This is a genomic window from Paractinoplanes rishiriensis (assembly GCF_016862375.1).
Classification (GTDB): Bacteria; Actinomycetota; Actinomycetes; order Mycobacteriales; family Micromonosporaceae; genus Actinoplanes; species Actinoplanes rishiriensis.
This window is the reverse complement of the sequence record NZ_BOMV01000038.1, coordinates 1-24901: the sequence shown is the minus strand read 5'-3', so window position 1 is coordinate 24901 and position 24901 is coordinate 1. Positions and strand designations below refer to the sequence as shown.

Genomic DNA, 24901 nt, shown 5'->3' with positions numbered 1-24901 from the left:
TGTCGACCACCGTGGGCCTCAATCGGGAATTACTGGTCAATTCGCGAATCTCGTGGAATACGTGTTCGGGTACAACGGCAACTCGACAAGATCTGCCGATCGGATGGCGATATGGCGGATATGCGGAATTTGTGCGGGGCATTGTCGGATCGGGTAACTGTTCAGGCGGTTCTTGTCACGCATGTGTCCTGGTCGGCTTCCAACGGGACATGGCCGACGGCTATCCGTCGCTTAATCGGTGGAATAATCCCAGCTCAGCGGCTTCGCGTCGGCCAAAGAATCAGCTGATTTAGCGCAAGTGGGCAGGACAGCCCGGTTGTGGCGCAGGGAGGGTGGGCCGACGCCTGGCGATACTGTGGCGGCGGGACACGGCTTTACCCGTACCTCCAAAGGTTTTAACGCATCCGGACCAGAGCGTCTCGCAAGCCTTCCCGCGTGCGGCGGCGGTTTTCGTTGGTGGCGCCGAAGACCAGGAGCAGGATGCCTACCGGTACCAGGACCAGCCATGGGCCTACCAGCGTCATCGCGAAGTGGATGGCGGCGAAGGCGGTGGCTACGGCTCCTACGACAACTGGGGCCTGCTGGCGGTAGACCGAGCCGGCGATCAGGGTGGCTACGGCGCCCAGCAGGAGCAGCACCTCGCGTAGTTCGCTCTTGTCGCCGGCCAGGACCAGGCCGATCGTCGGGACGAAGGCGGCCAGTAGGGCCGGACCGTATGCGGCCCAGCTGCTCAGGTCGGTGCGGTGACGGGACTCGACCACGCCTACGGCCAGGGCCAGGGCGGCGAAGGGCAGGGTGTAGGCCTCGGGGAGGGCCACGTCGGCCAGGGCGATGAAGAGCCACCAGCCGACGATTTCGAAGCCTACGGCGGTCCAGAAGAGGATTCTGCGTTCGCGTGGGGTGCGGCCGGCGCGGGAGGCGGCCAGGCCCAGTACGGCGCCCCACGCCGCGAGCAGGGCGGCCAGGTGGGCGGGGGCGTCGAAGGCCAGGGCGCCGGCCAGCACGGCGGAGGCGTAGCCGCTCCACTCGATGGTGGTGGCCTCGCGGCGGTACTGCGGTAGGCCGAGGCGGGGGACGGTGGCCTCCAGGATCAGGAGGGCGGCGCCCACGGCCAGGACGCCGAACGCGGCCCAGGAGCGCTCCACGCCGGCGGCGATCGCGGCCGTGAGCACGAAGAACTGGGCCATCACGGCGGCGAACAGCCAGCCCAGGACCCGGGCCGACTGGGTGCGGCCGGCCAGGGCGGCGACCAGGCCTACGCCCACGGCACTGCCCAGGGTGAACAGGGTCATCGGCTGGTGGGCCAGGCTGCCGGCCAGGCCCGCGTTGCCGGCCAGCAGGCCGATCACGAAGACCACGGTGCGGGTGCCGCGCAGCATCGGGGCGTGGGTCGCGACGGGGGGCGGGGTCAGGGCCAGGCCCAGCATCGAGATGGTGAAGACGGCCAGGGCCGCGGTGGTGGCGGCGGGGAACGGGATGCGCAGGGCGATCGGGAAGATCAGCAGGGTGATCGCCAGGCCGGGGAGGATGACCGGTACGGCTTCGGACGCCTTGCCGCCGAAGCCGATCGCGGCCAGGGCGGCGGCGCCGGTGAGCAGGACGATGGCCAGCACGCTGGTGGCGTCCACGGTGCCGGAGGACGGCTGGGACAGGGCCGCCACCGGGCCGTCCCAGATGTGGCGCAGCTGCTCGAGCGGGTCGATCAGGGCGGCCTTGAGCGCGGGGGCGATCGCCAGGATGGCCAGCAGGGTGGGCACCAGGGCCAGCACCACGGCGCTGGTGGCCGGATCGACCAGCCAGCGGCCGCTCAGTCCGCTCGGGCGGGCACTGGTCCAGCGGGGCGCGCGATAGCGGGTGCGGCTGTCGGACCAGGAGCGCGGGCGGGCCACCGTGATGCCGGGTGCGGGGGTGGCGCCGCGCAGCAACTCGGCCATGACGCCGAGCAGGGCGGCCGCGGCGGCGTACAGGGCGGTGGAGTACGGGGTGGGTACGGACGCGAACGCGGTGATCGTGGCGCCCAGCACCAGGCCGACCGTGGCCCACGGGAGGTACTGCGGAATGTAGCGGCCCAGCAGCGCCAGGATGGCCAGGCTGAGCGCGGACGCGGCCAGCGCGGCGGTGAGCACCACCTGGGCGTCGTGGCCCTGGTCGGCGGCCAGCGCGGCGAACATGCCGGGGGCGGCCAGCAGCACGGCACCGGTGGCGGCGCCGCCGACCTGGGCGCGGTGCCGGGGCATGCCGGTGTCGTCGCGGGCCAGGTCGGCCTCGGTGATCGCGTCGAGGTCGGGTTCGTCGGTGGTGAACGCCACGGGGGTGCGGGCCATCACCGCGGTGATCGCGCCGATGCCGGCCACCAGCAGCAGGGCCAGGCAGGTGGACCACGGGCGGGCCAGGCCGGCGCCGACCGCGTGCAGCAGGATGGTGGCGGCCGCGCCGGCCCGCCACAGCGCGCAGCGCGGGTCGGTGGAGGCGATCGCGGCCATCGCGTAGCCGATCGCGGCGGCGCCGCCCACCAGCAGCGGCGACCACCAGGGCAGGCCCAGCGCGAACGGCGCGCCGATCGCGGCTAGCGCGCCGCAGGCCGAGGAGATCGCGTACGACCAGGGCCGGGGTGCCGCGAACGAGGCGGCGATGGCGATCATGACGAGCGCGAACGGTGCCTGCCAGGCGCCCGGCTCGGCGGTCGTCGGGTATTGGCTGAGATCGGCGTTCCAGACCGAGCCGTGCAGGGCCACGATGCGGACCGCGCCGGCCAGGGCAAGCCAGCCGGCGATCGCCCCGACCACGATGCCGGCCAGGGCCAGCCCGCGCACCGGGCCGCGCCGCCAGTCGTCCGGCAGCACGGCCACGCCTAGCGCCACCATCAGCACCACCACGCCGGCCACGGCCAGCGGCGCGCTCGGGAAGGCCAGCGCGAACACCCGGGCCAGGGCGCCGCAGATCGCGACCGTGGCGGCGGCCGCGGCGATGTCGGGGCCGTCCAGCACCCGGTCGCTGCGCCGGCCGTTGTCGATCGACTTGGCGAAGAACAGCAGGCCGGCCGCGACCAGCAGGAGCGCGCCGACCCAGACGTCGGGCGGCGTGGCGGCCGGTGCCAGCAGCGCGGCCAGCGCCAGCGCGATCGCGCCCAGCCCGGTGCCGGCCGTCAGCGGGATGCTCACCTCGCGGCGGGCCACCTGGAACACGGCCGCATAGCTGAGCGTGGCGGCCACCGCGAGGAAGCCGACGGCCAGCGCCGGCACGGTCACCGCCTCGGTGGGCGGCGGGCCGTCGCCGGTGTCGGAGACGGCCAGCGCGCCGGTCACCACGGCGCCGGGCAGGGCCAGCGCGGCGGCACCGGCCGCCCAGTCGCCGACCAGCCAGGCGTACAGCCGGATCGGGATCTGCCGGGCGGCCACCGCGATCATCACGCCGGCCCCGGCCAGGGCGGTGAGCGCGGCCGCGGTCAGCCAGGGCGCGCTGAGGGCGGCGCCCGCACCGAACAGGCCGACGGTGCCGGCCGCCGCGACGTGCGTGATGGCGATCCGCCGGGTGCCGGCGGCCAGGCCGGCGGCGCCGATGCCGATCGACGCGAGGATCAGCGGCCAGGGCGCCTCGGACCAGCGCAGGCCGAGCGCGGCCGGCACGGTGAGCGCGGTCAGCGCCACGCCGACCACCGCGCCCTCGTGCCGCACGCTGCGCGGCAGGGCCAGCGCCGCGGCGATGGTGATCAGCAGGGCGCTGAACGCGAGCAGCCAGCCGGACGGACCGGCCGCCTCGGCGATCCGCTGCGCGTAGGCGTCGGTGTCGGCGTTCCACACCGGGCGGGCGGCCTGCAGCGGCGCGAACGCGGCCCGCAGGGCGTCGGTGGTGAGGATCAGGCCGATGATGACCAGCGCGACGGCCGAGGCGATCTCGGGGCCGCTGCGTTCGGTGACCGGGAGCAGGCCGATGACGGCGCCGGCCACCGCGACCGCGGCCGCGGCCACCACCAGGGTCCACTGCGGCGACACCACGTCGGCGACGCGGGCGGACGCGCCGATCACGGCGATGGTCAGCACGCCGCCGGAGATGTTGCGCGCGACCAGGTTGTCGAGCAGGTGGGCGGCGGCCAGCGCGGTGAGCGCGGCCAGCAGCAGGATCAGGCCGGACCGCAGCGCATCCGGCACCACCTGGGCCTGCAGCAGGGCCACCGACGCGTACAGCAGGGCGCCGGCGCTGGCCACGCAGAGCAGGGCGAAGGTGAGCTCGCGCAGCCAGTCGGCGGACGGCGGGGTGGCCGGCGGGGCCAGCGGCACCGAACCGGCCGCCGGGGCGCCGGCCGGGCGCGGGCCGGGGAAGATCCGGGTGCGCAGCCAGCGGCGCCGCGGCGCCAGGCCCTGGATGATCAGGTCGGGTTCCTCGGGCGCCGACTCGGGCCGGGGCGGCGCGTCCGGGCCGAGGGGCTCGTCGCGGCGGGCGTAGTCGGTGGTGCCCGCGGTCCACGCCTCGTCGGCCGGGGCGTGGCCCTCGCGGTCGGCCGGCACCGGGCGGCCGACCGGCCACTGCGGCACCAGGCGGCCGCTGCGGATCACCGAGGTGAGCAGGAACAGGTCGAGCACCGCGACCACGGTCAGGGCCATCGCCCAGCCGGCCGGGCTCTTGATCATCGGGTGCGCCAGCAGCAGCGGGACGGGCTGGAGCGCGATCACGGTGGCGTACCGCGGAGCGCTGAGCCGGGTCGCGGTCGCGTACAGGAAGCTGGCCACCGCGGTGACCGCGAAGCTGACCCCCAGGTAGAGCGGGATCGGCACGCCCTCGCCGCCGGCCAGGGCACTGCCGTGCAACGCGTAGAGGGTGACCGGCAGCATCGCGAGGCCCACGCCGGCCACGGTCTCAGCGGTCGAGCTGAGGCCGCGCTGGGCGATGCCGGGTGCCACCAGCAGGGCGACCGCGGTGGCCGCGGCCAGGATGGCGGCCCGGGCCAGCGGGTTGTCGACCGCGACGCCGGCGAAGACCACCGCGGCCACGCCGATCAGCAGCGCGCCGAGCACCAGCAGGATGTTTTGCACCGACTGGGTGGAGGCCTCGGGCGGGTGCTCGACGCCGCCGGTGAAGCTGGTGCGCCGGGGCGCGGGGGCCACCCGCTCGGCCGGCGGCGGGTCGTCGACCAGGGCGGTGACGCCGTCGGTCATCACGCCCGGCTGGGAGCCGCCCGGGCGCGCCCGGGCGGCACGTGGCGGCGGTGGCGGTGGTGGCGGCGGTGCGTCGTCGACCTCGTGGGCGCCGGCCGGCGGCGGTGGCGGGAACTCCTCGGGCGGCCGGCGGCGCACCCGGCGTTTCGCGGCCTTGGCCTTGGCCTGCTGGTTGGCGTGCGACAGGATGTCGCGCTGGAACTGGGCCGCCTGGATCTTGGCGGCGATGTTGGTGCGTTCCTTGGCCGCGTTCATGTCACGGATCTTGAGTTCCGCTATCGAGGCATCGATCCGGGCCAGCTCGTCGTCGTAGCTGTCGGATTGTCCAGCCTGCGCCACGGAACCTCCTCGAACCAGCCCGGGTGCCTCAACTAGAGCATGCCGGTACGACACCTCATTAGAACAGGCTCACGAGGGCGGAGATCTATGGAAACGGCTGCGAAACGCCGCAGATCATGTCACGTGACCGGGCGGCCCATCCCCCGATAGGTCCATCCGGCCCGGGCCCACTGCGCCGGGTCGAGGCAGTTCCGGCCGTCGATCACGAGGCGCCGCTCGACCAGGCCGCCGAGCAGCACCGGATCGGCGTTGCGGAACTCGGCCCACTCGGTGGCGACCACCACCAGGGACACGCCGGTCACCGCCGCCTCCAGCGTCGGTGCATAACTGAGGGCGGGCTGGCTGCGGCGAGCGTTGTCCATGGCCTGTGGGTCGTGTACGCGTACGTCGGCACCCGCCGCGGCGAGGGCGGCCGCCGCGGCGAGGCTGGGCGCGTCGCGTACGTCATCGGAATTTGGTTTGAAGCTCGCCCCCAGCACCGCCACCACGGTGCCGGACAGATCCGGGCCGGCCGGACCGACCGGTCGGTCCAGCAACTCGGCGGCAAGGTTGAGCACCCGCCCCCGGCGCCGGGTGTTGATCAGATCGACCTCGTGCAGGAACCGCAGCGCCTCGCCGGCACCCAGCTCCTGCGCCCGGGCCTGGAACGCCCGGATGTCCTTGGGCAGGCAGCCGCCGCCGAAACCGAGACCGGCCTGCAGGAACCGGTGGCCGATCCGCGGGTCGTAGCCGATCGCCCGGGCCAGCAGCGTGACGTCGGCGCCGGCCACCTCGCACACCTCGGCCATCGCGTTGATGAAGCTGATCTTGGTGGCCAGGAACGCGTTCGCGGCGACCTTGACCAGTTCGGCGGTCGCGAAGTCGGTGACCACCAGCGGAACCTCCCGGTCCTCGGTGGCGGCCAGGTCGAAGACCCCCTTGTGCGCGGCGGCGAGCAGGTCGTGCGCCCACGCCGAGCGGACGCCGGCCACGATCCGGTTGGGCCGCAGCACGTCCTCGACCGCGAAGCCCTCCTGGAGGAACTCGGGCGACCAGGCCACCTCGACGCCCAGCGTGGGATCGGCGTGCTTGGCGACCAGCTGCTCCACCCAGGTCGCCGTGCCGACCGGCACGGTCGACTTCCCCACGATCAGGGCCCGGCGTCGCAACAGCGGGGCGAGGGTGGTCACGGTGCTTTCCACGTACGTGAGATCAGCGCTCATCCGGTCCGGGCGCTGCGGGGTGCCGACGCAGATGAAGTGCACATCGGCGAATTCGGCCGCCTCCGCGTACGAGGTTCCGAACCGCAGCCGCCCCGACGCCAGCCCGCGGCGCAGCAGGTCGTCGAGGCCGGGCTCGTGAAACGGCACCCGGCCGCCGGCCAGCGTGGCTATCTTGGCCTCGTCCACGTCGACGCCGAGCACCTCGTAGCCGAGTTCGGCGAAACAGATGGAGTAGGTCGCGCCCAGATAACCGGTACCCAGGAACGACAGACGGGGAAGTGTCACGTCCGGCTTAACGATCGAGGCCCTGGTCGGCGTGCGCTACGCGCCAGTAACATAGCGGCCGGGGAACGGCCTCGCCGAAGCGAAAGGGCACCGCCATGACTGAGTTCGACGTCTATCAGCTGCCGGAGGATCACGCCGCCATCCGGGCCGCGGTGCGCGAGGTCTGCGACGCGCGGGTGGCGCCGAACGCGGCCGAGGCTGACGAGACCAGTGAGTTCCCGAAGGCGTCGTACGAGGCGCTGCGGGCCTCGGACTTCCACGCGCCGCACATCCCGGTCGAGTACGGGGGAGCCGGTGCGGACGCGCTGGCCACCGCCATCGTGATCGAGGAGGTGGCGCGGGCGTGTGCCTCGTCGTCGCTGATCCCCGCGGTGAACAAGCTGGGGACCATGCCGTTGCTGCTGGCCGCGTCGTCCTCGTTGAAGGAGCGCTACCTGCCCAAGGTCGCCTCCGGTGAGGCGATGTTCTCGTACTGCCTGTCGGAGCCCGAGGCGGGTTCGGACGCCGTGTCGATGACGACCCGGGCGGTGCGGGACGGCGATCATTGGGTGCTCAACGGGGTCAAGCGGTGGATCACGAACGCCGGTGTTTCGTCGTTCTACACGGTCTTCGCGGTGACTTCACCCGAGGCCCGTTCCCGGGGCATCTCGGCTTTTGTCGTGGAGAAAGCGGATGAAGGCGTTTCGTTCGGGGCGCCGGAGAAGAAGCTGGGGATCAAGGGTTCGCCCACCCGCGAGGTCTACTTCGACAACGTGCGCATTCCCGCCGACCGCATGATCGGCGACGAGGGCACCGGCTTCGCGACCGCGATGCAGACGCTCGACCACACCCGGGTGACGATCGCGGCCCAGGCGCTGGGCATCGCGCAGGGCGCCTTGGACTTCGCGCTGGGCTACGTGCAGGAGCGCAAACAGTTCGGCAAGCCGATCGCCGATTTCCAGGGCGTCCAGTTCATGCTGGCCGACATGGGCATGAAGCTCGAGGCGGCCCGGCAGTTGACGTACGCGGCGGCCGGGAAGAGCGAGCGCGGCGACGCGGACCTGACGTATTTCGGGGCGGCGGCGAAATGCTTCGCGTCAGACGCGGCCATGGAGATCACCACGGATGCGGTGCAGTTGCTGGGCGGCTACGGCTACACCCGGGATTACCCGGTAGAGCGCATGATGCGAGATGCAAAGATCACCCAGATCTACGAGGGCACCAACCAGGTCCAGCGCATCGTCATGGCCCGTCAGCTGCTCAAGGGCTGAAAGCGGTAACTTAGGCTTCAATGAAGCGACCGAAGGCGAGCCCGCGAGAGTATGTCGGACAGGTGCTGGGGTCCGACGGGCGCATGGTGGGGTCGTGCTTTTTGACGGGTCCCGCCACCGTTCTGACGGCGGCGCACGTGTTGCATGCGGCCCACGCCCACCGTATCGGTGACGATGTCACGATCGCTTTTCCGGGCATCGAGCCGTTGCGGACGGCGGCAGTGGTCCGGGCTGTCGATGAGAAGCGCGACCTTGCGGCTTTGGAGAGCTGGGTTTCGCTGCCGGCAACGGCCCCTGAGCTGGCGAGCGCGGATCTTTCGGCGGAGCCGGCGCTGCTGACGCTTTACTCCTTTCTTCAGGGTCGGAAGCTCCGCAAAGTTGACATGCACTACCGCGGAAAGCAGACCGAACTGTCAGCCACACGAGCCCTCCCTTCCCTGACGAGCGGCGCCCCGGTGGTCCGAAACGTCGATGGTCTGGTCGTCGGCATGCTGCTGGGAGTTCGGAAAGACGAAAAGCTTCACAACGCCTGGTCGGACGACCTGCGACAGTTCCTCAGCCAGAACGAACGGCGGTCCACCAAGAACGCCACCCGCGGCGGGGAGATCTTCGTCTCGCACGGCACGGACGAAACGCTGGCAGCCCAGACTTTGTCCGAGATGTTGGAGCGTTATCTCGGACCAGGATCGGTCAGCACGGCTGCGCAGATAAGGGTGGGTGAGCGGTGGCACGATCAGCTGGTCCGCATGGTCGACCGTGCGTCGACCGTGTTGATCGTCATCGGACCGCAGTGGCGACTCAGCCCGTGGATCGAGGCCGAACTGCGGGATGTGCTCGCGCGCACCGTCCAGGTGATTCCCGTGCTCTGGGGCGGCGCTCGACTGCCCAGCCCGAAATCGCTGCCAGCGGACCTACGGCGTCTCCTCGCTTTCCAGGCGGCCGAGGTCGAGTTGGAGTCGCTGGCGGATGACGTCTACCGGCTCGCGTCACAAATTCGCGAGATCGCACCAGTACGCCTGCCCGCCCTGGAACCCAAGGACGAGATTTCCACCGACGACGCGCACAGCGACCTGGAACTGATTTCTGACGGTGCGGACAGCCGAGGTCTTCCCCTGATCAGTCTGCGCGGTGCCGGTGGGCGGGCTGGATATCCGGCCTTCCAGTTCGATGACAACCGACGGCCCATCGACCTGGTCCTGCGGATCAACGAGATGCTGGGTGCCGAGGAGGATCCTGAGGGAGTTCTGGATTGGTGGCTCGGCCCGAACGTCTGGCTGAATGCGCCGCCCGTCGCGCTTCTCAGCCGAGACGATGAGGCGCGCCTCCTTGCGGCGGCACGTGCGGCGTTGCCCGGGGAGGACTGACGATGCCGTCAGCGCCGCCACCCGGGAAATTTAAACACCATCCCGCGTCTTTGACGATTTCGGCCGGCACCCTGCTGTGGCGGGTGCACTCCCAGACGTTTTCGGGTGACGCCTTCCGCCCTGTCTCTCCAGTCCCGGCAGACAACACCGATCCGAACTTCGAGGGAGGGCGGTTCGACGCCACGGCGGCCTACGGGTATCCCTACTTCTACGCGGGCTTTCGTCAGACGACCGCCCTGGCGGAACGCTTCTTACGAGGTCTCGAGTTCAAGGCCGGTGGATACCGCACGTTGTTGCGCAAAACGGTTCTAAAGACGGCTATCTCGGCCGTTGAGGTGACGCGGGATCTCGATCTGATCAGCCTGATCTCGGCCACCGATCTGGCGGCCGTTGGGCAGGACGAGTGGCTTGTCGACGTTGACGGCGATGCAGCCTATGGGCAGACTCGCCGTTGGGCGCACTGGTTGCACAAGAACACGGGCAGGTGTGGTCTCGCGTGGCAGTCGAAGCGCGACCGGCCATACACGGCGGTGATTCTGTTCGGCGACCGCTGCACGGGATCGGTGAATCTCGTACCGGGGTCAACCCAGAAGCTCGACGATGCCGCCGGCGCGGCGTACCTCAACGCCATGCTGGTCCCGTACCGGGTACGGATCACGCCGCCACGGTAGGGGTTCAGTCATCAGCCCGGGATCAACTGGTCTGCGGCCGGGTGGTGGGACCACCAGGTGGCGCGGTTGTGTTTGCCAGATCGGTCTTGAGACGGGTGCAGAGGAGGACCTCGCCGTTGAAAACGAAGGCGGCGTCCTCGGGCCCGGTGAACAGAATGCGCCGCACGACGGTCACCATGTTGGTCAGGACCCACTCGCGGTCGGCGTCTTTGTCGAGACGGAAGCCGACGGCCACGAATGGGTCGGGCTCCCATTCCCAGGTGCCGTCGTCGGCATCGGCCTCCACGTAGCCGTTGCGTCCACCGCGGACGGTGACCTGGAAGCCGTACTTGTCGAAGTGGGTGGACCAGATGTTGCGCACCGATCTGGCGGGATTTGTCGGCGAATAGGCGTCGAACACCCGGCCCTAGAGAAGGTAGTCCGGGTTCGACTGCGGACTGCCGGTGTCGCCGCTTTCCTGACGCGCACGTGCCACCTCGTCGGGCGTCGGGTTCTGCTGGACCCGCCACCCTCGATCGGCGAGGACGTTCGCACCCGAATTTTCCAGCTCGATGGAACGTTGGGTGGGGGCGTCGTCCTCCGGTCTGACCCGGGTCGGCGGACCGGTGGGCGTGCCATTCGGTTGCCCGGTCTGATAGGTGACCAGTGGATCGGTCTGGGGAGGCGGGGCCGAGGAACCCGCCGGGGTGCCGCCCGTGCCGCCGTCGGCGGTGGAGCGGCCGGCCTGGGACGTCTCCTCGACCGCGTCCTCGGCGGACCTGACGGTGTCGGCTGGCGGGCTCGCCCGGCGGCGGGAGTGCGCCGGCGGGGTGGCACTGCTCAGCCCAGCAGGCGCGACAAATTGGTCAGGCTGCTGATCAGGGCGCTCGTGTAGCTCATGATGCGGCCGGCCCACTTGCTCACGGCCGACACTATCTGGGCGGCCACCAGCGGGATCGTCACCACCAGCAGGGCCTCGGCGGCCCAGACGATTACGCGGGCCACCAGGTCGGCTATCAGGTCGCGGACGATGTCGCGGGTGAACTGGACCAGGTTGCCGGCTGCCTGGGTGGCTGACGACATGGTGGCGGCCAGGACGCTCAGGCCGTCGATCGCCTGCACGTTGTTGGCCATCATGACCTGGTAGGAGTCGGCGGCCGGGCCCTGCCAGTCGGCCAGGTCGCTGGCCAGGCAGGACTGCAGGTCGGCGGCCATCGCCTGGAGGGCGCCGGACATGTTGGTCCAGGTTTCGGCGTGGGCGGCTACGCGGTCGGGGATGCCGGCCAGCTGGTCGAGCATTTCGCGCAGCGGCTCGAAATACTCCATGGCCCAGCCCAGGCCGTTTGCCAGCAGCGCGCTCAGTGGGTCGAGCGCGATCGACACCGCCTCCAGCGCCAGCGTGCCGCCGGCCAGAGCGCCCTCGACCCAGGTGCCGCCGTTGACCGCCTGGTAGACGCCCTGGAAGCTGTCGGCCAGCGACATGCCGGTCCACGCCGTGCGGGTGGACGTGACGTCGGCGACCAGGGAGTTGTCGGTCATCCGTGGCCGCCGGCGCGGGTGATGCGCTGGGCGGCCGTGTCGTCGGTCGTGGTGTACTCCTCGCTGACCTTGACCAGGGAATCGGCTGCCAGGCGCAAATTCTCTTCCACGTACGCGATCAGCTGGTCCTGGCGGACGTGCCGGCGCTCCAGGATGCCCGCCATCCAGCCACAGAGGAGCCCGTACGCGGCATCGTCCTGTGAGATGGCCGCGCTCGCCGATTTGACCGCGCCGAAGCGTTGCTGCACCGCGTCGATCCGGGCGACGTGGGCGCGGATCTGCGCCACGTCGACCGAGAAGCCGTCAGCCATCGTCACCGTCCGGAGTGAGCAGTTGTTTCTCCATGCGCTCGGCGATCGCGCGGCCGGCCACCGACTCGCTGCCCACGGTCTCGGTGATGATCTGCCGCGAGCGTTCGGCGGCAGTGCGCTGGGCATTGCGGACCGCGGTCATCACGGCGCGCGCCACGACGTCCGGTGCCACCCGCTGGATCCGCTGGCTGAACTGCACGTCGAGCAGCACGCCGGTGGAGTCGATCGTCACCTCGGCAAGATCGTTGCCGTCCGCGCCGGTGACCCGCATCTGGGCCAGCCGGTCGCTCATGGCCTGTGTGTCGGCCGCCATCCGGTCGATGCGTTTCTTCCAGTTGGCCAGGTATTCCTGCGCGCCCTCCGGATCGAGTAACCCTCCCGGATTGGGCGCCCCCGCGGTCATCGTCCACACCTCAAGTCGGTCAATCCCCCCATTGATCGACCCGAATTCTAGCAATGGACGGCCGGTGCCGGCGGGGCGAAGTGGTAGCCCTGCCCGTTGTCGCTGCCCAGCTCGTGCAACAGCCGCACCTGGCTGGCGGTCTCCACGCCCTCGGCCGTCGTGGTGACCCCGATGGCATGGCACAGCGCGATGACGTGCCGCAGCATCTCGGTGGCGTGGCCGGCGCCGGCGTCGGCGATGAACTCGGCGGCCAGCTTCACGTTCGTGATCGGCAGCCGGGATAGCATCGCGAGGCTGGACCACCCGGTGCCGAAGTCGTCGAGAGCAAGACCGACACCCAGGTCGGCGAGCCGTTGCACAATGTCGCCGTCCCGGTCGAGGACGGCGCTTTCGGTGATCTCCAGCTGGAGGCGGTCGGCAGGCAGGCCGGTGCGGTGCAGAATGTCGGCCACGTCGGCGGCCAGGGCCGGGTCGCCCAGCTGGGTCGGCGACAGGTTGACGCTGATCATCAGGTCTCGGCCGGCCTCGCGCCAGGCGACGCCCTGCCGGCAGGCCTGCTCGAGCAGGAGCCGGCCGAGCGGCCGGATCAGGCCGGTCTGCTCGGCCAGGGTGATGAAGTGGTACGGGCTCAGCGGCGCCGGTTCACCGGGGCGCTGCCACCGGGCCAGCGCCTCGACGCCGATCACGGCCAGGTCCCGCAGCCGGTGGATGGGCTGGTAGTGGACCAGGAACTCGCCGCGGTCGAGGGCGGCCGGCAGGGCGGCGGCGAGCCGGTGCCGGCTGCGGTCGGCCTCGGCCCGGCCGGTTTCGAAGACCGCGTGGTCGTGCCGGTCGTGCCGGGCCCAGCCGAGTGCCAGCCGCGCGTCGCGCAGCCAATGGTCGGCCTGGGTGCCGGCGGCCCGGTCCTCGACGATGCCCGAGGTGACGCTGACGTGCAGGGCGTGCCCGTCCAGCGGGAACGGCGCGAACAGCGCGTGCCGGGCCTCCTCGGCGACTTTGACCACGTCGTCGGCCCCGCAGGTGCCGGCCAGGGCCAGGGCGAACCGGTCGTCGCCGAGATGGGTCAGCAGGTGGCCGCCCCGCTCGGCGACCTGGCGCAGGCGGCCGGCGATCTCGGCGAGCAACTGGCCGGCCTGGTCGTGGCCGAGGGCGTCGGCGAGTTCCGCGTACCGGTCGATGCCGAGCAGGCAGAGGCCCATCCGCGCGCGGCCGGCCCGAGTGACCCGGTCGGCCAGGTGGGTGCGCAGGTACTGCTCGTTGGGCAGGCCGGTGCGCGGGTCGTGCAGCAGGGCGTGCTGAAGTCGCTGCTGGAGATCGTGCTGCACGCGTCGCCAGTGGATCTTTTCGGACCGGTTCATCTGCTCGGCGGCACCCAGCGCGGCGTTGCGCTGAGCCGTCACGAACCCGGTCGCCACCTGGTCGAGCAGGCCGAGCACACGGTCCCGGATCACGTCGTCGTCGCCGTCCAGCACGGCGGGCAGGCGTTCGGCCAGGAGGCGTACGGTGCAGCCGATCACCGGCGGCGCCGACATCCGCAGGTCGACCAGTTCGGCGCCGATCCGCCGCCCCACCGACGGGTCGAACGGCTCGGCCCGGACCGCGGCGATCAGTTCCTCAAGCAGTTCGTGCAGGGCGACCCGGGCCCGGGCGCGTATCCCGGGCACGAAGCCGGCCCGGGTGATGTCCCGCAACCAGTCGCGGGTGAGCGCGGCCACCGCGGCATCGCTCATGCGCTCCCCTCCCGGTTCACCTCGAATCCAGCATTATGTCCATTCAGGACGCTTTTCCGGAACAAGGGCTAGCGTTTTCGGGCAATCGTCACAAGCGCCGTCGGTTGGGGAGGGTCGTCGGCCTCGTCCGGGTCGGGATGCCAGTCGGTGGCGCTCACGATGCCCGGCTCGATCAGTTCGAACTGGTCGCCCACCAGGTCCGCGATCTCGCCGGCGTCGCGGATCACCACGGGCGTGGGCGTCTTCTCGTACAGCTGCCTTGCCTTTTCCTGTTGTTTCCGGCCATCCGGCGTCACGGCGGGCCCGAGGTGGGAGATCACCAAGAAACTGCCGCCGACCAGGGACTCACCGATGCGCTCGACGATCGTCGCCGGCTCGGCCTCGTCGGGTACGAAGTGGAGCACCGCCACGGTCAGCACGGCGACCGGCTCGGCGAAGTCGAGGAGTTGGAGGACGTCGGGGTGGTAGAGGATGCTGTCCGGCTTGCGTAGGTCGCCCTCGATCACCCGCGCGTACGGGTTGCCGGTGAGCAGGCTGCGACTCTGCTGCACGGCGATCGGGTCGAGATCCACATACATCACCCGGGCGTCCGGGTTGGCCTCCTGTGCCACTTCGTGCACGTTCCCGAGCGTCGGGATGCCCGATCCGATGTCGAGGAACTGGCGTACGCCCGCATTGGCCAGCCACCGCACCGCCCGGCCGAGAAACGCCCGGTTTGCCCGGGCGACCAGCCCGGCACCGGGAAACGCGGCCTCGGCCCGGTGCCAGAACTCGCGGTCGACCGCAAAGTTGTGCACGCCGCCGAGCGCATAGTCGTAGACCCGGGACGCGTCCGGAACGGTGATGTCCACACCCTCCGGAACCCAGTAAGCGTCAGACACGCAACCGACCATCCCATTGATGAAGATCAAAATCAAAGGGGCGTAACCGGTTGGCAACGCTCCGGGTTGGCCAGGTCGGCGCGAGGCCAGCGTCGAGGATTCGGGGACGTTCTCGAGTCAGACGCGGCGCAGGACGCTCACCACCTTGCCGAGGATCTCCGCCTCGTTGCCGGGGATCACCGGGTAGGCCGCGTTGCGCGGGAGCAACTCGACGCCGGTGTCGCTGCGGCGGAAGACCTTGACGGTGGCCTCCTCGCCGATCAGCGCGGCCACGATGTCGCCGTTGTCGGCGCTCGGCTGCTGGCGGACCACCACGAGGTCGCCGTCGCAGATGGCGGCGTCGACCATCGAGTCGCCCTTGACCCGCAGCGCGAACAGGGTGCCGCGGCCGGTCAGGCTCAGCGGCAGGGTCAGTTCGTCCTCCACCTGCTCGTCAGCCAGGATCGGGGCGCCGGCCGCGATCGCGCCGAGGAGCGGCACCCGGACGTCAGAGTCGGACAAATCGGATTTGGGCGCGCCGGGTTGGGGTGTGCTGGGCTGCGGCCTGCGGGGCTGGAGTGTGCCGGCTTTGGGTGTGCCGGCTTTGGGTGTGCCGGCTTTGGGTGTGCCGGCTTTGGGTGTGCCGGCTTTGGGTGTGCCGGCCTTGGGTGTGCCGGCCTTGGGTGCGCCGGCCTTGAGTGTGCCGGCCTTGAGTGTGCCGGCCTTGGGTGCGCTGGGCCGGAGTGCGCCGGGCTCCGGCGCAGCGGGCTCGGGGACGGGGGTGGGCACGGGGCGGATGTCGACGGCTCGGGAGCCGCGGGCGTCGCGGCGCAGGTAGCCGCGGTCCTCGAGCACGTTGAGCTGGTGTGCCACCGATGAAGGCGAGGCGAGGCCGACCGCGGACGCGATCTCGCGCATGGTGGGCGGATAGCCGTGCTGATCCACCCACTCGCGAATCATCGTCAGGATCTGCCGCTGCCGCGGAGTGAGATCCGGGGAAGCCATGCGGTGACGATACTACATTCTTCGATCATTTGTACGAACGATTTAGATGTAGCCCATCTCGCCGGTCTCCTTGAGGTGGTCGACCAGCGACTTGACCTCCTGGGCCCGGTCGCGCGGGCAGACCAGCACCGCGTCGGGGGTGTCGACGATCACGAGATCCCGTACGCCCATGGCGGCGACGAGCCGGCCGCTGGACGGCACCACCACCAGGTTTTCGGTCTCGCGCAGCAGCACGCCCGTCGTTTCCGCCGGGTCGCGGCCGACCACGACGTTGCCGGCCGGGTCGGAGGCGAGCACCTCGCCGAGGGTGTGGAAGTCGCCGACGTCGTTCCAGCCGAAGTCGCCGGGAACGGTGCCGACCCGGCCCACGGTGGCGGCGCCCTCCATCACGGCGTAGTCGACCGAGATGCGCGGGAGGGTCGGCCAGACTTCGCCGAGGACCTCCTCGCGGGCCGGCGAGTCCCAGGCCTGCGCGATCCGGGAGATGCCGGCGGCCAGCTGCGGCTGCTGCCGGGAAAGCTCGGCCAGGAAGACGTCGACGCGCCACACGAACATGCCGGCGTTCCACAAATAGTTGCCGGACTTCACGTAACTCTCGGCAACGTCGTACGACGGCTTTTCCTTGAACTCACGGACCGCGAGCACCGGCCCATCGCCCAGCACCTCGCCGCACTCCAGGTAGCCGTAGCCGGTCTCGGGGCGGGTCGGGGTGATGCCGAGTGTCATCAGCAGCCCCTGGCGAGCGCCCGACATGGCCTGCTCGATGACGGCCGTGAACTGCTCTTTCTGCGCGATCAGGTGGTCCGAGGCGAAGGATCCCATGATCGCCTCCGGGTCGCGCCGGGCGATTACCGCGGCGGCCAGCGCGATCGCCGCGCAGGAGTCCCGCGGTGACGGCTCGATCAGGACGTTCTCCTCCGGCACCTCGGTGAGCTGCCGGGACACCGCTGCCGCGTGCGCCACGCCGGTCACCACGAAGACCCGGTCGATGGGCGCGAGCTGGTCGAGCCGGTGGACCGTCGCCTGCAGTAGCGAGGCGTCCGTGCCGGTCAGCGGGTGCAGAAACTTAGGGTGACCGGCCCGGGACAGGGGCCACAGACGGGTTCCGGTGCCACCAGCCAGTACGACGCCGTACAGGGCACCCAGTCGCTCGCTCATGCGCACAGAGTGTAGTGGTTCAGGTGGTTGCCACTCGTTTCCAGGCTGTGACATGTACCTCCGCGCTGGACGACCAGGTGAACTCCTTGGCCCGGTCGAAGCCGGCCTTCGCGAGCGTGATCCGGCGCGGCTCGTCGTGCAGCAGGTCGGCCAGGTCGGTGGCGATCCGGTCCGGGTCCTCGGTGGTGTACGCGACCGCGTCGCCGCCCACCTCGGGCAGCGAGAGCCGCGGCGTGGTCAGCACCGGCGTGGCGCAGGCCATCGCCTCCAGGATGGGCAGGCCGAAGCCCTCGCCGAAGGAGGGGTAGCAGGCCACCAGGGCGCCGCCCAGGAAACCCGGCAGGTCGGCGTAGCGAAGGTAGCCCGGGCGGAGAAGGCGCAGGTGGGACGGCACTTCGGCGACCGCGCGGTCGATCTCGTCGTCGTGTCCCTGCCCGCCGGCCAGCACCAGCGCCGGCGGGTGCGGCCAGTCGGCCACCGCGCGGGCCCAGCCGCGGATCAGGTTGGGCACGTTCTTGCGGGGCTCCTTGGCACCGAGGAACGCCACATAACCGGCGTCGTTGAGGCCCAGCCGAGCGCGTACCCGTGCCTTTTCCTCATCGGTCGGCGCATGGAAGGCGACCGGGTCGACCCCGTGGTAGGCCACGTCGATCCGGGTCGGGTCGGCGTCCAGCAGCCGGATAAGCTCGTCCCGGGTGGCCTTGCTCGGCACGATCACCCGCGCGGCCCGGCGCAGCGACGTCTTGATGGCGCTGCGGAAGAAGGTGCGCTTGGTGTTGTCGTAGTGCTCGGGCTCGGTGAAGAAGGTGGCGTCGTGCACCGTCACCGTGACCGGACAGCCGGCCCGCAGCGGGCACGTGTAGAACGGCGAGTGCAGCACCTTGGCGCCGACCTGCTGGGCGAGCAGCGGCAGCCCGGTCTGCTCCCAGGCGAGCCGCGCCGGCCGGTGCGCGACGGCCGCCGGCCCGGCGATCACCTCGGCGCCGTCGAGCATGCGGCTGTAACGCTCCGCATCCGAACGCTGAGCCACGACGGCTAGATCGACCCGGTCCGGGTCGAGCCTGCCGAGGGCACCGAGGAGTCCGTCGACGTATCTGCCGACTCCTCCTCGGTCTGCGGGGACGCTGGTGGCGTCGACGAGCACTCGCGGGGGGCGACCGGCGGTCACGAGGCAACTCCCAAAGAGGTTGTAATTCAGACCACTCGCAAGCCTACGCCCGGAATGCATTGCACATGGGACCGCGACACCGTCTTGTTCCCGGCGATTCCAGGACTTCATCGCCCGCTCAGGATCAGCTACCCAGCGTGACCGGACTATCGTGTCCCGGTGCACACCACGATCCCGCAGGCCCTGGCCGACGCCGTCCGGCGCGACCCCACCACCCCACTGCTGACCTGGTACGACGACGCCACCGGCGACCGCACCGAGCTGTCCGGCGCGACCCTGGACAACTGGGTCTCGAAAACGGCGAACCTGCTGGTGGACGGCTTGGGCCTGGGCCAGGGCGACACGGTGGCGGTGCTGCTGCCCCCGCACTGGCAGACGGCAGCCGTGGCGCTCGGCGTGTCGGCGGCCGGCTTGACGGCCGACCTCGGCGACCGGCCGCAGCCGGTCGAGGTGGTCTTCACCTGCCCGGACCGGGTGGCGGAGGCCGCCGCGTGGCCGGCCGTGGACAGGTACGCGACAGGGTTGTTGCCGCTGGCACTGCCGTTGCGCGAGGTACCCCCGGGCTTTGTCGACTATGTGACAGAGGTTCGCAACCACGGCGACCACTACCGCGGCGCCCCGGTGGCGCCGGACGACCAGGCGCTGGCCGGCCCGATCCCGCTGAGCCACCTGGGTGTCATGCGCAACGCGACAGAGCGGGCGGCCGAGTTGGGCATTACGGCCGGTGACCGGGTCCTGATCGATACGCGTACCCACCCGGACCCGATGGATTGGCTGTATGCACCCTTGGCAGCGGGCGCGTCGGTGGTGTTGTGCGCCAACCTGCACCCCTCCAAGGTCACTTCCCGAGCTGAGGCAGAAAAGGTTACCGTTCTGCTGACCTGAATTGCATTCCGGCCTTTGCCGTATTGCTGTCTGCCATAGCGCAGACTGCCGCCTGGCTGATTAAACGGCTTGCTGCCAGCCATGAGTGAGTATCGTGAATGTGGCTCCCGGACGCTAACTTATTAGTAAGGCGGCGTGAGGAGTTGAGATGGCGGCTGGGAAAGTCCAGGCGTTCAGTCCGCCTGACCGGCGACGCATCGGAATCGGTGCACTCGCACTGTCCTTGATCGTCTTTGTCGTTGCTATGGCCGGAGTGGTTGCCTCGCCGGCCATCCTCGGCACGGTCTTCGTCGCCGACGCCCGTTACGCCTCGGTGGGTGATGTCGGGCAGGCATACGGAGCGGCGTCCGCGGTGGTCGCGGTATTCGCTCTGTTTGTTGTGATGATGTCGGTCTTCGTGCAATATCGGCAACTCAAGGCGGCGCAGGGTCTGGCGCACGCCGAGGCAAATGAAAAGTTGGTCCAGCTTGCCATGGAGAGACCGGAGTATCAGCAGTGCTGGGGCGCCCGCATCGCTCCCGAAGGCATCGGTGAAGATCTTTTCTATTACTGCAGCTCAGTGATCAAGCATTACACCACGGCGTGGGAGCTGCGGCTCATCGACGAATCGCAGGCCAGGGAGTATCTCCAGAACCTTTTCGACAGTGAGGTGCCACGCCGCTACTGGGAACGAAATGGCAACTGGCACCGGCGCGGGCGCGGGCGCAATCGCCGGGAGCGCTTCCGAGATTTGATCAATGACGAATACCTGAGCGCGGTGCGGAATGGGCCGCCGAGCCGGGCCTATGAGCCGGCGCCCGCGCCCCTGGACAACTTTCCGGTGATCAACGCGCAAGCGTCGCGCGCTCGTACCAAGACGGAGCCGGCTGCGCGCCGGCCTGCTCGCTGATCAACGTGGGCCGGAGAGCTGGATCTCGCCGGACTTGAGGGCCGCCAGGAAGTTACTCCACTCGGACTTCGTAAAGGTCAGTGTCAGGGCCGGTTTGCGGGAATTACGCAAGCCCACAAGTCCGTCGAGATCTGCCACTTCTACGCAGTTGCTTTCGCCGACGCAGAACCTACTGCGTCGCCAGGCCGCACCGGCCGGAGATTGGTGATCGGTGGGCATGGCAAGGACTCCTGGCGGCTGGGCGGTCGCTCCACGAGGCACATAGCTGGCCAAGCGGACTATTCGGACTAAAATACTAGGCCCGATTTGCCGCCTCCGTCCGGGTGTTGACGAGGCTCGGTCTAGATCGGCCGAAGGCTATCGATGTTGATCGCTTATCGTCAATGCGCGCCTGCGTGGGTAAAGATTGGGCCAGGTCGGTGCGTCGAGGTCGCACCAGCGGTCCGACGGCTAGGTGCGGCGTTCGCGGGCCAGCTCCTCGAAGGCGACCAACGACTCCGGATTGGCCAGCGCCCCCTTAGCAGCCGCCGACTCCACCGGCGTGCCGGTCAGGATGCGCTTAACCGGGACCTCCAGCTTCTTCGCTGACAGGGTTCGGGGCACCGACCGCACCTGGTAGATCTCGTCGGGGATGTGGCGGGGGGACAGGGCCGTCCGCAGCTCGCCGCGGATCCGGGTCCGCAGGGTGTCGTCCAGTTCCACGCCCTCGGCCAGGACCACGAACAGCAGCAGCTCGCCGTTCGGGTTGGTGTCCTGTTCGAGGTGCACCACCACCGAGTCGGCGATTTCTGGCAAGGACTCGACCACCGAGTAGAACTCGGCGGTGCCCAGGCGTACGCCTCCTCGGTTCAGGGTGGCGTCCGAGCGGCCGGTGATCACGCAGCGGCCCTGGGCGTCGATGGTGATCCAGTCGCCGTGGCGCCAGACGCCGGGGAAGACGTCGAAATATGCCTCTCGGTAGCGCTTGCCGTCGGGGTCGTTCCAGAAGCCCACCGGCATGCTCGGCATGGGGGCGGTGATGACGAGTTCGCCCAGCTGGTCGATGACGGGAGTGCCGGTCGGGTCGTATGCCTCCACCCGGGCGCCCAGGCAGCGGCAGGCGATCGCGCCGGCCGTCACCTCGTGCAGCGGCGACGAGCCCACGAAGCCGGTGCACACGTCCGTGCCGCCGGACAGGGACTGCAGCTGCACGTCGGCGCCGACCGCCTGGTAGACCCACTCGAAGCCCTCCGGTGGCAGCGGCGCGCCGGTGGAGCCCAGGCCCTTGAGCTGCTTGCGGGGGGTCAGGCCGGCCTTGCGGCACGCCATCAGGAACGGGGCCGACGTGCCGAAGTACGTGATGCCGGCCTCGTCGATGAGGTCCCACAGCGTCGCCAGGTCGGGGTAGCCGGGGTTGCCGTCGAACAGGACGATCGAGGCGCCCACCGCGGGCGCGCTGACCAGGAAGTTCCACATCATCCAGCCGGTCGTGGTGAACCAGAAGAAGCGGTCGCCGGGGCCCAGGTCGTGGTGCAGCGCCAGGATCTTCAGGTGTTCCAGCAGGATGCCGCCGTGGCCGTGGACGATCGGCTTGGGCAGGCCGGTGGTGCCGGAGCTGTACAGCACGTACAGCGGATGGTCGAACGGGACCGGCTCGAACTCCAACGGGCCGCCCGAGGAAGGGCCGTCCGAGGAAGGCTGTGCCAGCGCGGCCCAGTCGCCGGACGACGGGTCCAGGTAGCCGATCGTGATCACGTGCTCGATGGACGGGATCGCGGCGATGATCTGGGTCAGCTCGGCCGCCCGGGAGACCGGCTTGTCGCCGTAGCGGTAACCGTCGACGGCGACCAGCACCTTCGGCTCGATCTGGCTCCAGCGGTCGATCACGCTGCGGGCACCGAACTCGGGCGCGCACGACGAGAACACCGCGCCCAGGCTCGCGGTGGCCAGCATCAACACGTACGTCTCGGGAATGTTGGGCGCGTAGGCGGCGACCCGGTCTCCCTTGCCGACCCCGCGGGCTTTCAGCCCGGCACGCACGCGCCGCACCTGGTCACGCAACTGCCGCGCGGTCAGCTCGATCGGCTGGCGAGTTTGCGAGTACGCGCGGACGACCGCTTCCTCGTCGGCCACGCCGGGCATGCGCAGTACGTGTTCGGCGTAGTTGACCGTGGCGCCGGGGAACCAGCGCGCGCCCGGCATCGACGCGTCGTCCAGGACCGCGGTCGGTTGCCCGTACGAGATGACCTTGAAGTAATCCCAGATCGACTGCCAGAACCCGGGAAGATCGGTGACGGACCACTGCCAGAGCTCCGGGTAGCCGGCGAACCGCTGGCCGCGCTCGCGCTCCAGCCAGCTCAGGAAGTGCCCGATCCGCGACGTCTCCCGCACGTCGGCGGGCGGCTGCCACAGCACTGTGTCCGTCATGCAGACACCCTAACGTCGGTTCAGGAGCGCTCCCCATGTCGCCGGACAACAGCCGCGGGACGAACTTCGGTCGGCCGCCGACATCCCGCATGATCGGCCTAAAGGGTCATCCGGGACTACGCGGTCGGCCGCTGAGCTGGCTGATCGGTCATGAACACTGGCCCTCCGGCCGAACCGAAGCGGCGCCCGCACTGGTGTTGTCGGTCATGAGGACACGTCGAGGCCCGGCAATCTTGCCCGGTGCCGCTAGCGTGCCGAAGGTCAGCGAGCCACCCGGGAGTTGAGTTGCGGCATTTCAGATCGATTCTGTACGCCGTCGTGCTGGCTCCCGCCGCGTGGGTGCTGACCGGAGTCGGCCTGACCAGCGACCTGACCGGCCGGGGCCGCGACGGCTTCGCGGTCGAGGCGTTCACGGGCGTGCTGCTGTTGGTGCTGGCCGGCACGGCGTACGGCATCCTGGTGCTGGGCCCGATCTCCCCGGCCGGACCACTGACTGCGGGTTTCGCCTACCTCGGCGTCGCCCTGTGGGCGATGACCGCGCCCGCCGCCTATGCGAGCGTCTGGCCACCCGAGGTGGCCAAGGACGGTTTCGACATCTCACGGCCGGGCTATGGCTTGGCGGCGGTGCTTGCGGTTCCGTTGATCTGTACGGCGTTGAGCGCGCGCCGGTGGGCCACGTACCAGCCCCCGGTCCTCCCGATCATCGGTACGGTGGGCCGTTTCCGCGGTCGTGCGGTGGCGCCCGGGGTGCCGATCGCCGGCGTGCAGACCACCATGATGGGCCTGCCGACCGACCCCGACCCGACGACCGTGATGCGCCTGCCGACCGGCTTGGCGAACTCCGAGGAGACAACGGTCCGCACCGGGCTCGGCTTGGTTCCCGACACGGGCTCGGACGAGACGACGGTGACGGCGAAGTCTTCGGACGACGCGCTGGTGGAGGCGCTGGAGCGGGAGGCGACGCTGGTCGGGCCGCGGTTCAGCCCGGGCCGGACCACGACGGTGGTGCTGTCGGCGGACGAGTCGGCGGTGGTGTCGGTGCTGTCCGTGGGCGGGGTGCCGGCCTGGGTGGTCCGCGAGGACGCACCGGTCGTTGCCGGGTTCGGTGGGGACGCGGCGGGCGCGGAGGAGCCGACGGTCTTGGTGCCGGCGGATGCACAGGCCGACAAATCGCCTGATTCCGATGGTCGTGGGGTGGCCTCGGGCAACGGGTCTGCGGAGGCAGGGAGCGCTGCCGGCGGCGAGGAGCTGACGGAGCCGTTGGCCGGGGATCGCGGTGCGGCCGGCGCCGGGACTGACGCCGGGACTGAGGCCGCGGGTGACGAACGCACCGAGCTGATCGCGGCCGACGGGGGCGCCGGCATTGAGGACGAAGAGCGCACCGAGCCTATTGCGGGCGACGGTGACGAGTCGACGGAGCCGATTGCGGCGGAGGGTGACGAGTCGACGGAGCCGATCGCGGCCGAGGGTGACGAAACTACCGAGCCGATTGCGGCGGAGGGTGACGAGTCGACCGAGCTGATCGCGGCCGAGGGTGACGAAACCACCGAGCCGATTGCGGCGGAGGGTGACGAGTCGACCGAGCCGATCGCGGCCGAGAGTGACGAAACCACCGAGCCGATTGCGGCGGAGCACACCGCCGCCGGGGATGACCGGACCGCCGAGAGCGTTGCCGCGGCTGGTGGCGGGGAGACTGCGGCCGCCCGGGAAAGTGACATTGCCGCCACCGAGGAAGTGGTCCCGCCGGCGGACGGTGACCAAGGGACTGACGAGGCGGAAGGCGGGGAGCGGACTCAGGTCATTCGGCTGCCGTTGGGGGATGCGGGGGAGAGCACCCAGGTAGTCCGGTTGCCCATCGGGGATGCGGGGGAGAGCACCCAGGTGGTCCGGCTTCCGGTGGGGGATTCCGGGGAGCGGACTCAGGTGGTTCGGCTTCCAGTGAGGGACGAGAGTGAGCAGACCCGTGATCTCCGGGCGCCCGGCACCGGGGCGGGGGAGAGCACGCAGGTGCTGCACTTCCCGAACCGGCATCTGCCCGGCGAGCGCACCCGGGACCTGAGCCGGCTCACCGGTGATGTCGGTGGGGATGAGACGCAGGTGATCCGGCTGCCCGGCAAGTCGGTGGACGACGAGCGAACCCAGGTGATCCGGCCAGGGCTGGTCTTGCCGCCGGGGGAGCGGACCGAGGTGCTGCAGTTCCGCAGGCCCGGCGTTCCGGGTGAGCGGACGACGGACGCCCGCCCGGCCGCCACCGCCGCCGAGCCGACCGAAGGCGCCGTCTCGACCGCAGGCGCGGTGTCGACC

The 24901-nt window shown here is 70.2% G+C and carries 19 protein-coding genes; 6 read left to right on the top strand and 13 right to left on the bottom strand.

What is annotated here, in order from left to right:
* Positions 1 to 395: 395 nt before the first annotated feature.
* Complete coding sequence (locus Ari01nite_RS16740) at positions 396 to 5492, bottom strand: SCO7613 C-terminal domain-containing membrane protein (RefSeq protein ID WP_203782185.1); 5097 nt, start codon at positions 5490 to 5492, stop codon at positions 396 to 398.
* A gap of 119 nt (positions 5493 to 5611) precedes the next feature.
* Positions 5612 to 6979, bottom strand: coding sequence for a UDP-glucose dehydrogenase family protein (locus Ari01nite_RS16735; protein WP_239162798.1), 1368 nt, complete (start codon positions 6977 to 6979; stop codon positions 5612 to 5614).
* Positions 6980 to 7074: 95 nt separating this feature from the next.
* Between Ari01nite_RS16735 and Ari01nite_RS16730 the strand changes: the two genes are divergently transcribed.
* The 3 genes from Ari01nite_RS16730 to Ari01nite_RS16720 are packed head-to-tail and all read left to right on the top strand — an operon-like array spanning position 7075 to position 10264.
* Positions 7075 to 8229 carry an acyl-CoA dehydrogenase family protein gene (locus Ari01nite_RS16730; RefSeq protein ID WP_203782184.1) on the top strand — a complete coding sequence of 385 codons (1155 nt, stop codon included), beginning with the start codon at positions 7075 to 7077 and terminating at the stop codon, positions 8227 to 8229.
* 20 nt (positions 8230 to 8249) lie between these two features.
* Positions 8250 to 9593, top strand: a complete 1344-nt coding sequence (locus Ari01nite_RS16725; protein WP_203782183.1) for a toll/interleukin-1 receptor domain-containing protein — start codon at positions 8250 to 8252, stop codon at positions 9591 to 9593.
* Between the two features lie 50 nt (positions 9594 to 9643).
* The gene (locus tag Ari01nite_RS16720) at positions 9644 to 10264 is read left to right on the top strand and encodes an RES family NAD+ phosphorylase (protein ID WP_203782182.1); all 621 of its coding nucleotides are present in this window, start codon (positions 9644 to 9646) and stop codon (positions 10262 to 10264) included.
* Positions 10265 to 10286: 22 nt separating this feature from the next.
* Here the strand turns inward: Ari01nite_RS16720 and Ari01nite_RS16715 are convergent, their stop codons facing one another.
* The 9 genes from Ari01nite_RS16715 to Ari01nite_RS16675 form a co-directional block, all read right to left on the bottom strand.
* Complete coding sequence (locus tag Ari01nite_RS16715; protein WP_203782181.1) at positions 10287 to 10625, bottom strand: SitI3 family protein; 339 nt, start codon at positions 10623 to 10625, stop codon at positions 10287 to 10289.
* A 458-nt stretch (positions 10626 to 11083) separates the two neighbouring features.
* Entirely contained in the window at positions 11084 to 11782 is a 699-nt protein-coding gene (locus Ari01nite_RS16710; RefSeq protein ID WP_203782180.1) for a WXG100 family type VII secretion target, read from the bottom strand.
* On the bottom strand, positions 11779 to 12093 hold the full coding sequence (locus Ari01nite_RS16705) for a hypothetical protein (RefSeq protein WP_438872178.1): 315 nt from the start codon (positions 12091 to 12093) through the stop codon (positions 11779 to 11781). The genes Ari01nite_RS16710 and Ari01nite_RS16705 overlap by 4 nt, the downstream gene beginning before the upstream one ends.
* Positions 12086 to 12496 (bottom strand): YbaB/EbfC family nucleoid-associated protein, encoded by a 411-nt coding sequence (locus Ari01nite_RS16700; protein ID WP_203782178.1) that lies wholly within the window; start codon positions 12494 to 12496, stop codon positions 12086 to 12088. Before Ari01nite_RS16700 ends, Ari01nite_RS16705 begins: the two co-directional genes overlap by 8 nt.
* A gap of 47 nt (positions 12497 to 12543) precedes the next feature.
* On the bottom strand, positions 12544 to 14226 hold the full coding sequence (locus tag Ari01nite_RS16695; RefSeq protein WP_203782177.1) for a putative bifunctional diguanylate cyclase/phosphodiesterase: 1683 nt from the start codon (positions 14224 to 14226) through the stop codon (positions 12544 to 12546).
* Positions 14227 to 14294: 68 nt separating this feature from the next.
* Positions 14295 to 15119 (bottom strand): SAM-dependent methyltransferase, encoded by an 825-nt coding sequence (locus Ari01nite_RS16690; protein ID WP_203782176.1) that lies wholly within the window; start codon positions 15117 to 15119, stop codon positions 14295 to 14297.
* Positions 15120 to 15224: 105 nt separating this feature from the next.
* Positions 15225 to 16091, bottom strand: coding sequence for a transcriptional repressor LexA (lexA, locus tag Ari01nite_RS16685; RefSeq protein ID WP_203782175.1), 867 nt, complete (start codon positions 16089 to 16091; stop codon positions 15225 to 15227).
* A 42-nt stretch (positions 16092 to 16133) separates the two neighbouring features.
* Positions 16134 to 17249, bottom strand: a complete 1116-nt coding sequence (locus tag Ari01nite_RS16680) for a mannose-1-phosphate guanylyltransferase (protein ID WP_203782174.1) — start codon at positions 17247 to 17249, stop codon at positions 16134 to 16136.
* Between the two features lie 19 nt (positions 17250 to 17268).
* Positions 17269 to 18417 (bottom strand): glycosyltransferase family 4 protein, encoded by a 1149-nt coding sequence (locus Ari01nite_RS16675; protein WP_203782173.1) that lies wholly within the window; start codon positions 18415 to 18417, stop codon positions 17269 to 17271.
* A 159-nt stretch (positions 18418 to 18576) separates the two neighbouring features.
* On the opposite strand from Ari01nite_RS16675, the gene Ari01nite_RS16670 reads away from it, so the two are divergent.
* Together Ari01nite_RS16670 and Ari01nite_RS16665 are read left to right on the top strand one after the other, a co-directional pair.
* Positions 18577 to 19302: a TIGR03089 family protein gene (locus Ari01nite_RS16670; protein ID WP_203782172.1), complete on the top strand. Its 726-nt coding sequence runs from the start codon at positions 18577 to 18579 to the stop codon at positions 19300 to 19302.
* A 148-nt stretch (positions 19303 to 19450) separates the two neighbouring features.
* Positions 19451 to 20191, top strand: coding sequence for a DUF6082 family protein (locus Ari01nite_RS16665; RefSeq protein ID WP_203782171.1), 741 nt, complete (start codon positions 19451 to 19453; stop codon positions 20189 to 20191).
* Here Ari01nite_RS16665 and Ari01nite_RS16660 read toward each other — a convergent pair whose 3' ends face one another.
* Both Ari01nite_RS16660 and Ari01nite_RS16655 read right to left on the bottom strand, forming a co-directional pair.
* Positions 20192 to 20410: a DUF397 domain-containing protein gene (locus Ari01nite_RS16660; RefSeq protein WP_203782170.1), complete on the bottom strand. Its 219-nt coding sequence runs from the start codon at positions 20408 to 20410 to the stop codon at positions 20192 to 20194.
* A gap of 231 nt (positions 20411 to 20641) precedes the next feature.
* Entirely contained in the window at positions 20642 to 22597 is a 1956-nt protein-coding gene (locus Ari01nite_RS16655; RefSeq protein WP_203782169.1) for an acetoacetate--CoA ligase, read from the bottom strand.
* A gap of 285 nt (positions 22598 to 22882) precedes the next feature.
* Here Ari01nite_RS16655 and Ari01nite_RS16650 point away from each other — a divergent pair.
* A partial coding sequence (locus tag Ari01nite_RS16650) for an ICP22 family protein (protein WP_438872175.1) occupies positions 22883 to 24901 on the top strand: 2019 nt, incomplete at its 3' end.

Bases quoted from the DNA above. Each gene is read 5' to 3' on its own strand.
- Ari01nite_RS16730 (WP_203782184.1), top strand. From the start codon at position 7,075: ATGACTGAGTTCGACGTCTATCAGCTGCCGGAGGATCACGCCGCCATC.
- Ari01nite_RS16725 (WP_203782183.1), top strand. From the start codon at position 8,250: ATGAAGCGACCGAAGGCGAGCCCGCGAGAGTATGTCGGACAGGTGCTG.
- Ari01nite_RS16710 (WP_203782180.1), bottom strand. From the start codon at position 11,782: ATGACCGACAACTCCCTGGTCGCCGACGTCACGTCCACCCGCACGGCG.
- Ari01nite_RS16705 (WP_438872178.1), bottom strand. From the start codon at position 12,093: ATGGCTGACGGCTTCTCGGTCGACGTGGCGCAGATCCGCGCCCACGTC.
- Ari01nite_RS16700 (WP_203782178.1), bottom strand. From the start codon at position 12,496: ATGACCGCGGGGGCGCCCAATCCGGGAGGGTTACTCGATCCGGAGGGC.
- Ari01nite_RS16695 (WP_203782177.1), bottom strand. From the start codon at position 14,226: ATGAGCGATGCCGCGGTGGCCGCGCTCACCCGCGACTGGTTGCGGGAC.
- Ari01nite_RS16690 (WP_203782176.1), bottom strand. From the start codon at position 15,119: ATGGTCGGTTGCGTGTCTGACGCTTACTGGGTTCCGGAGGGTGTGGAC.
- lexA (WP_203782175.1), bottom strand. From the start codon at position 16,091: ATGGCTTCCCCGGATCTCACTCCGCGGCAGCGGCAGATCCTGACGATG.
- Ari01nite_RS16680 (WP_203782174.1), bottom strand. From the start codon at position 17,249: ATGAGCGAGCGACTGGGTGCCCTGTACGGCGTCGTACTGGCTGGTGGC.
- Ari01nite_RS16665 (WP_203782171.1), top strand. From the start codon at position 19,451: ATGGCGGCTGGGAAAGTCCAGGCGTTCAGTCCGCCTGACCGGCGACGC.
- Ari01nite_RS16660 (WP_203782170.1), bottom strand. From the start codon at position 20,410: ATGCCCACCGATCACCAATCTCCGGCCGGTGCGGCCTGGCGACGCAGT.
- Ari01nite_RS16655 (WP_203782169.1), bottom strand. From the start codon at position 22,597: ATGACGGACACAGTGCTGTGGCAGCCGCCCGCCGACGTGCGGGAGACG.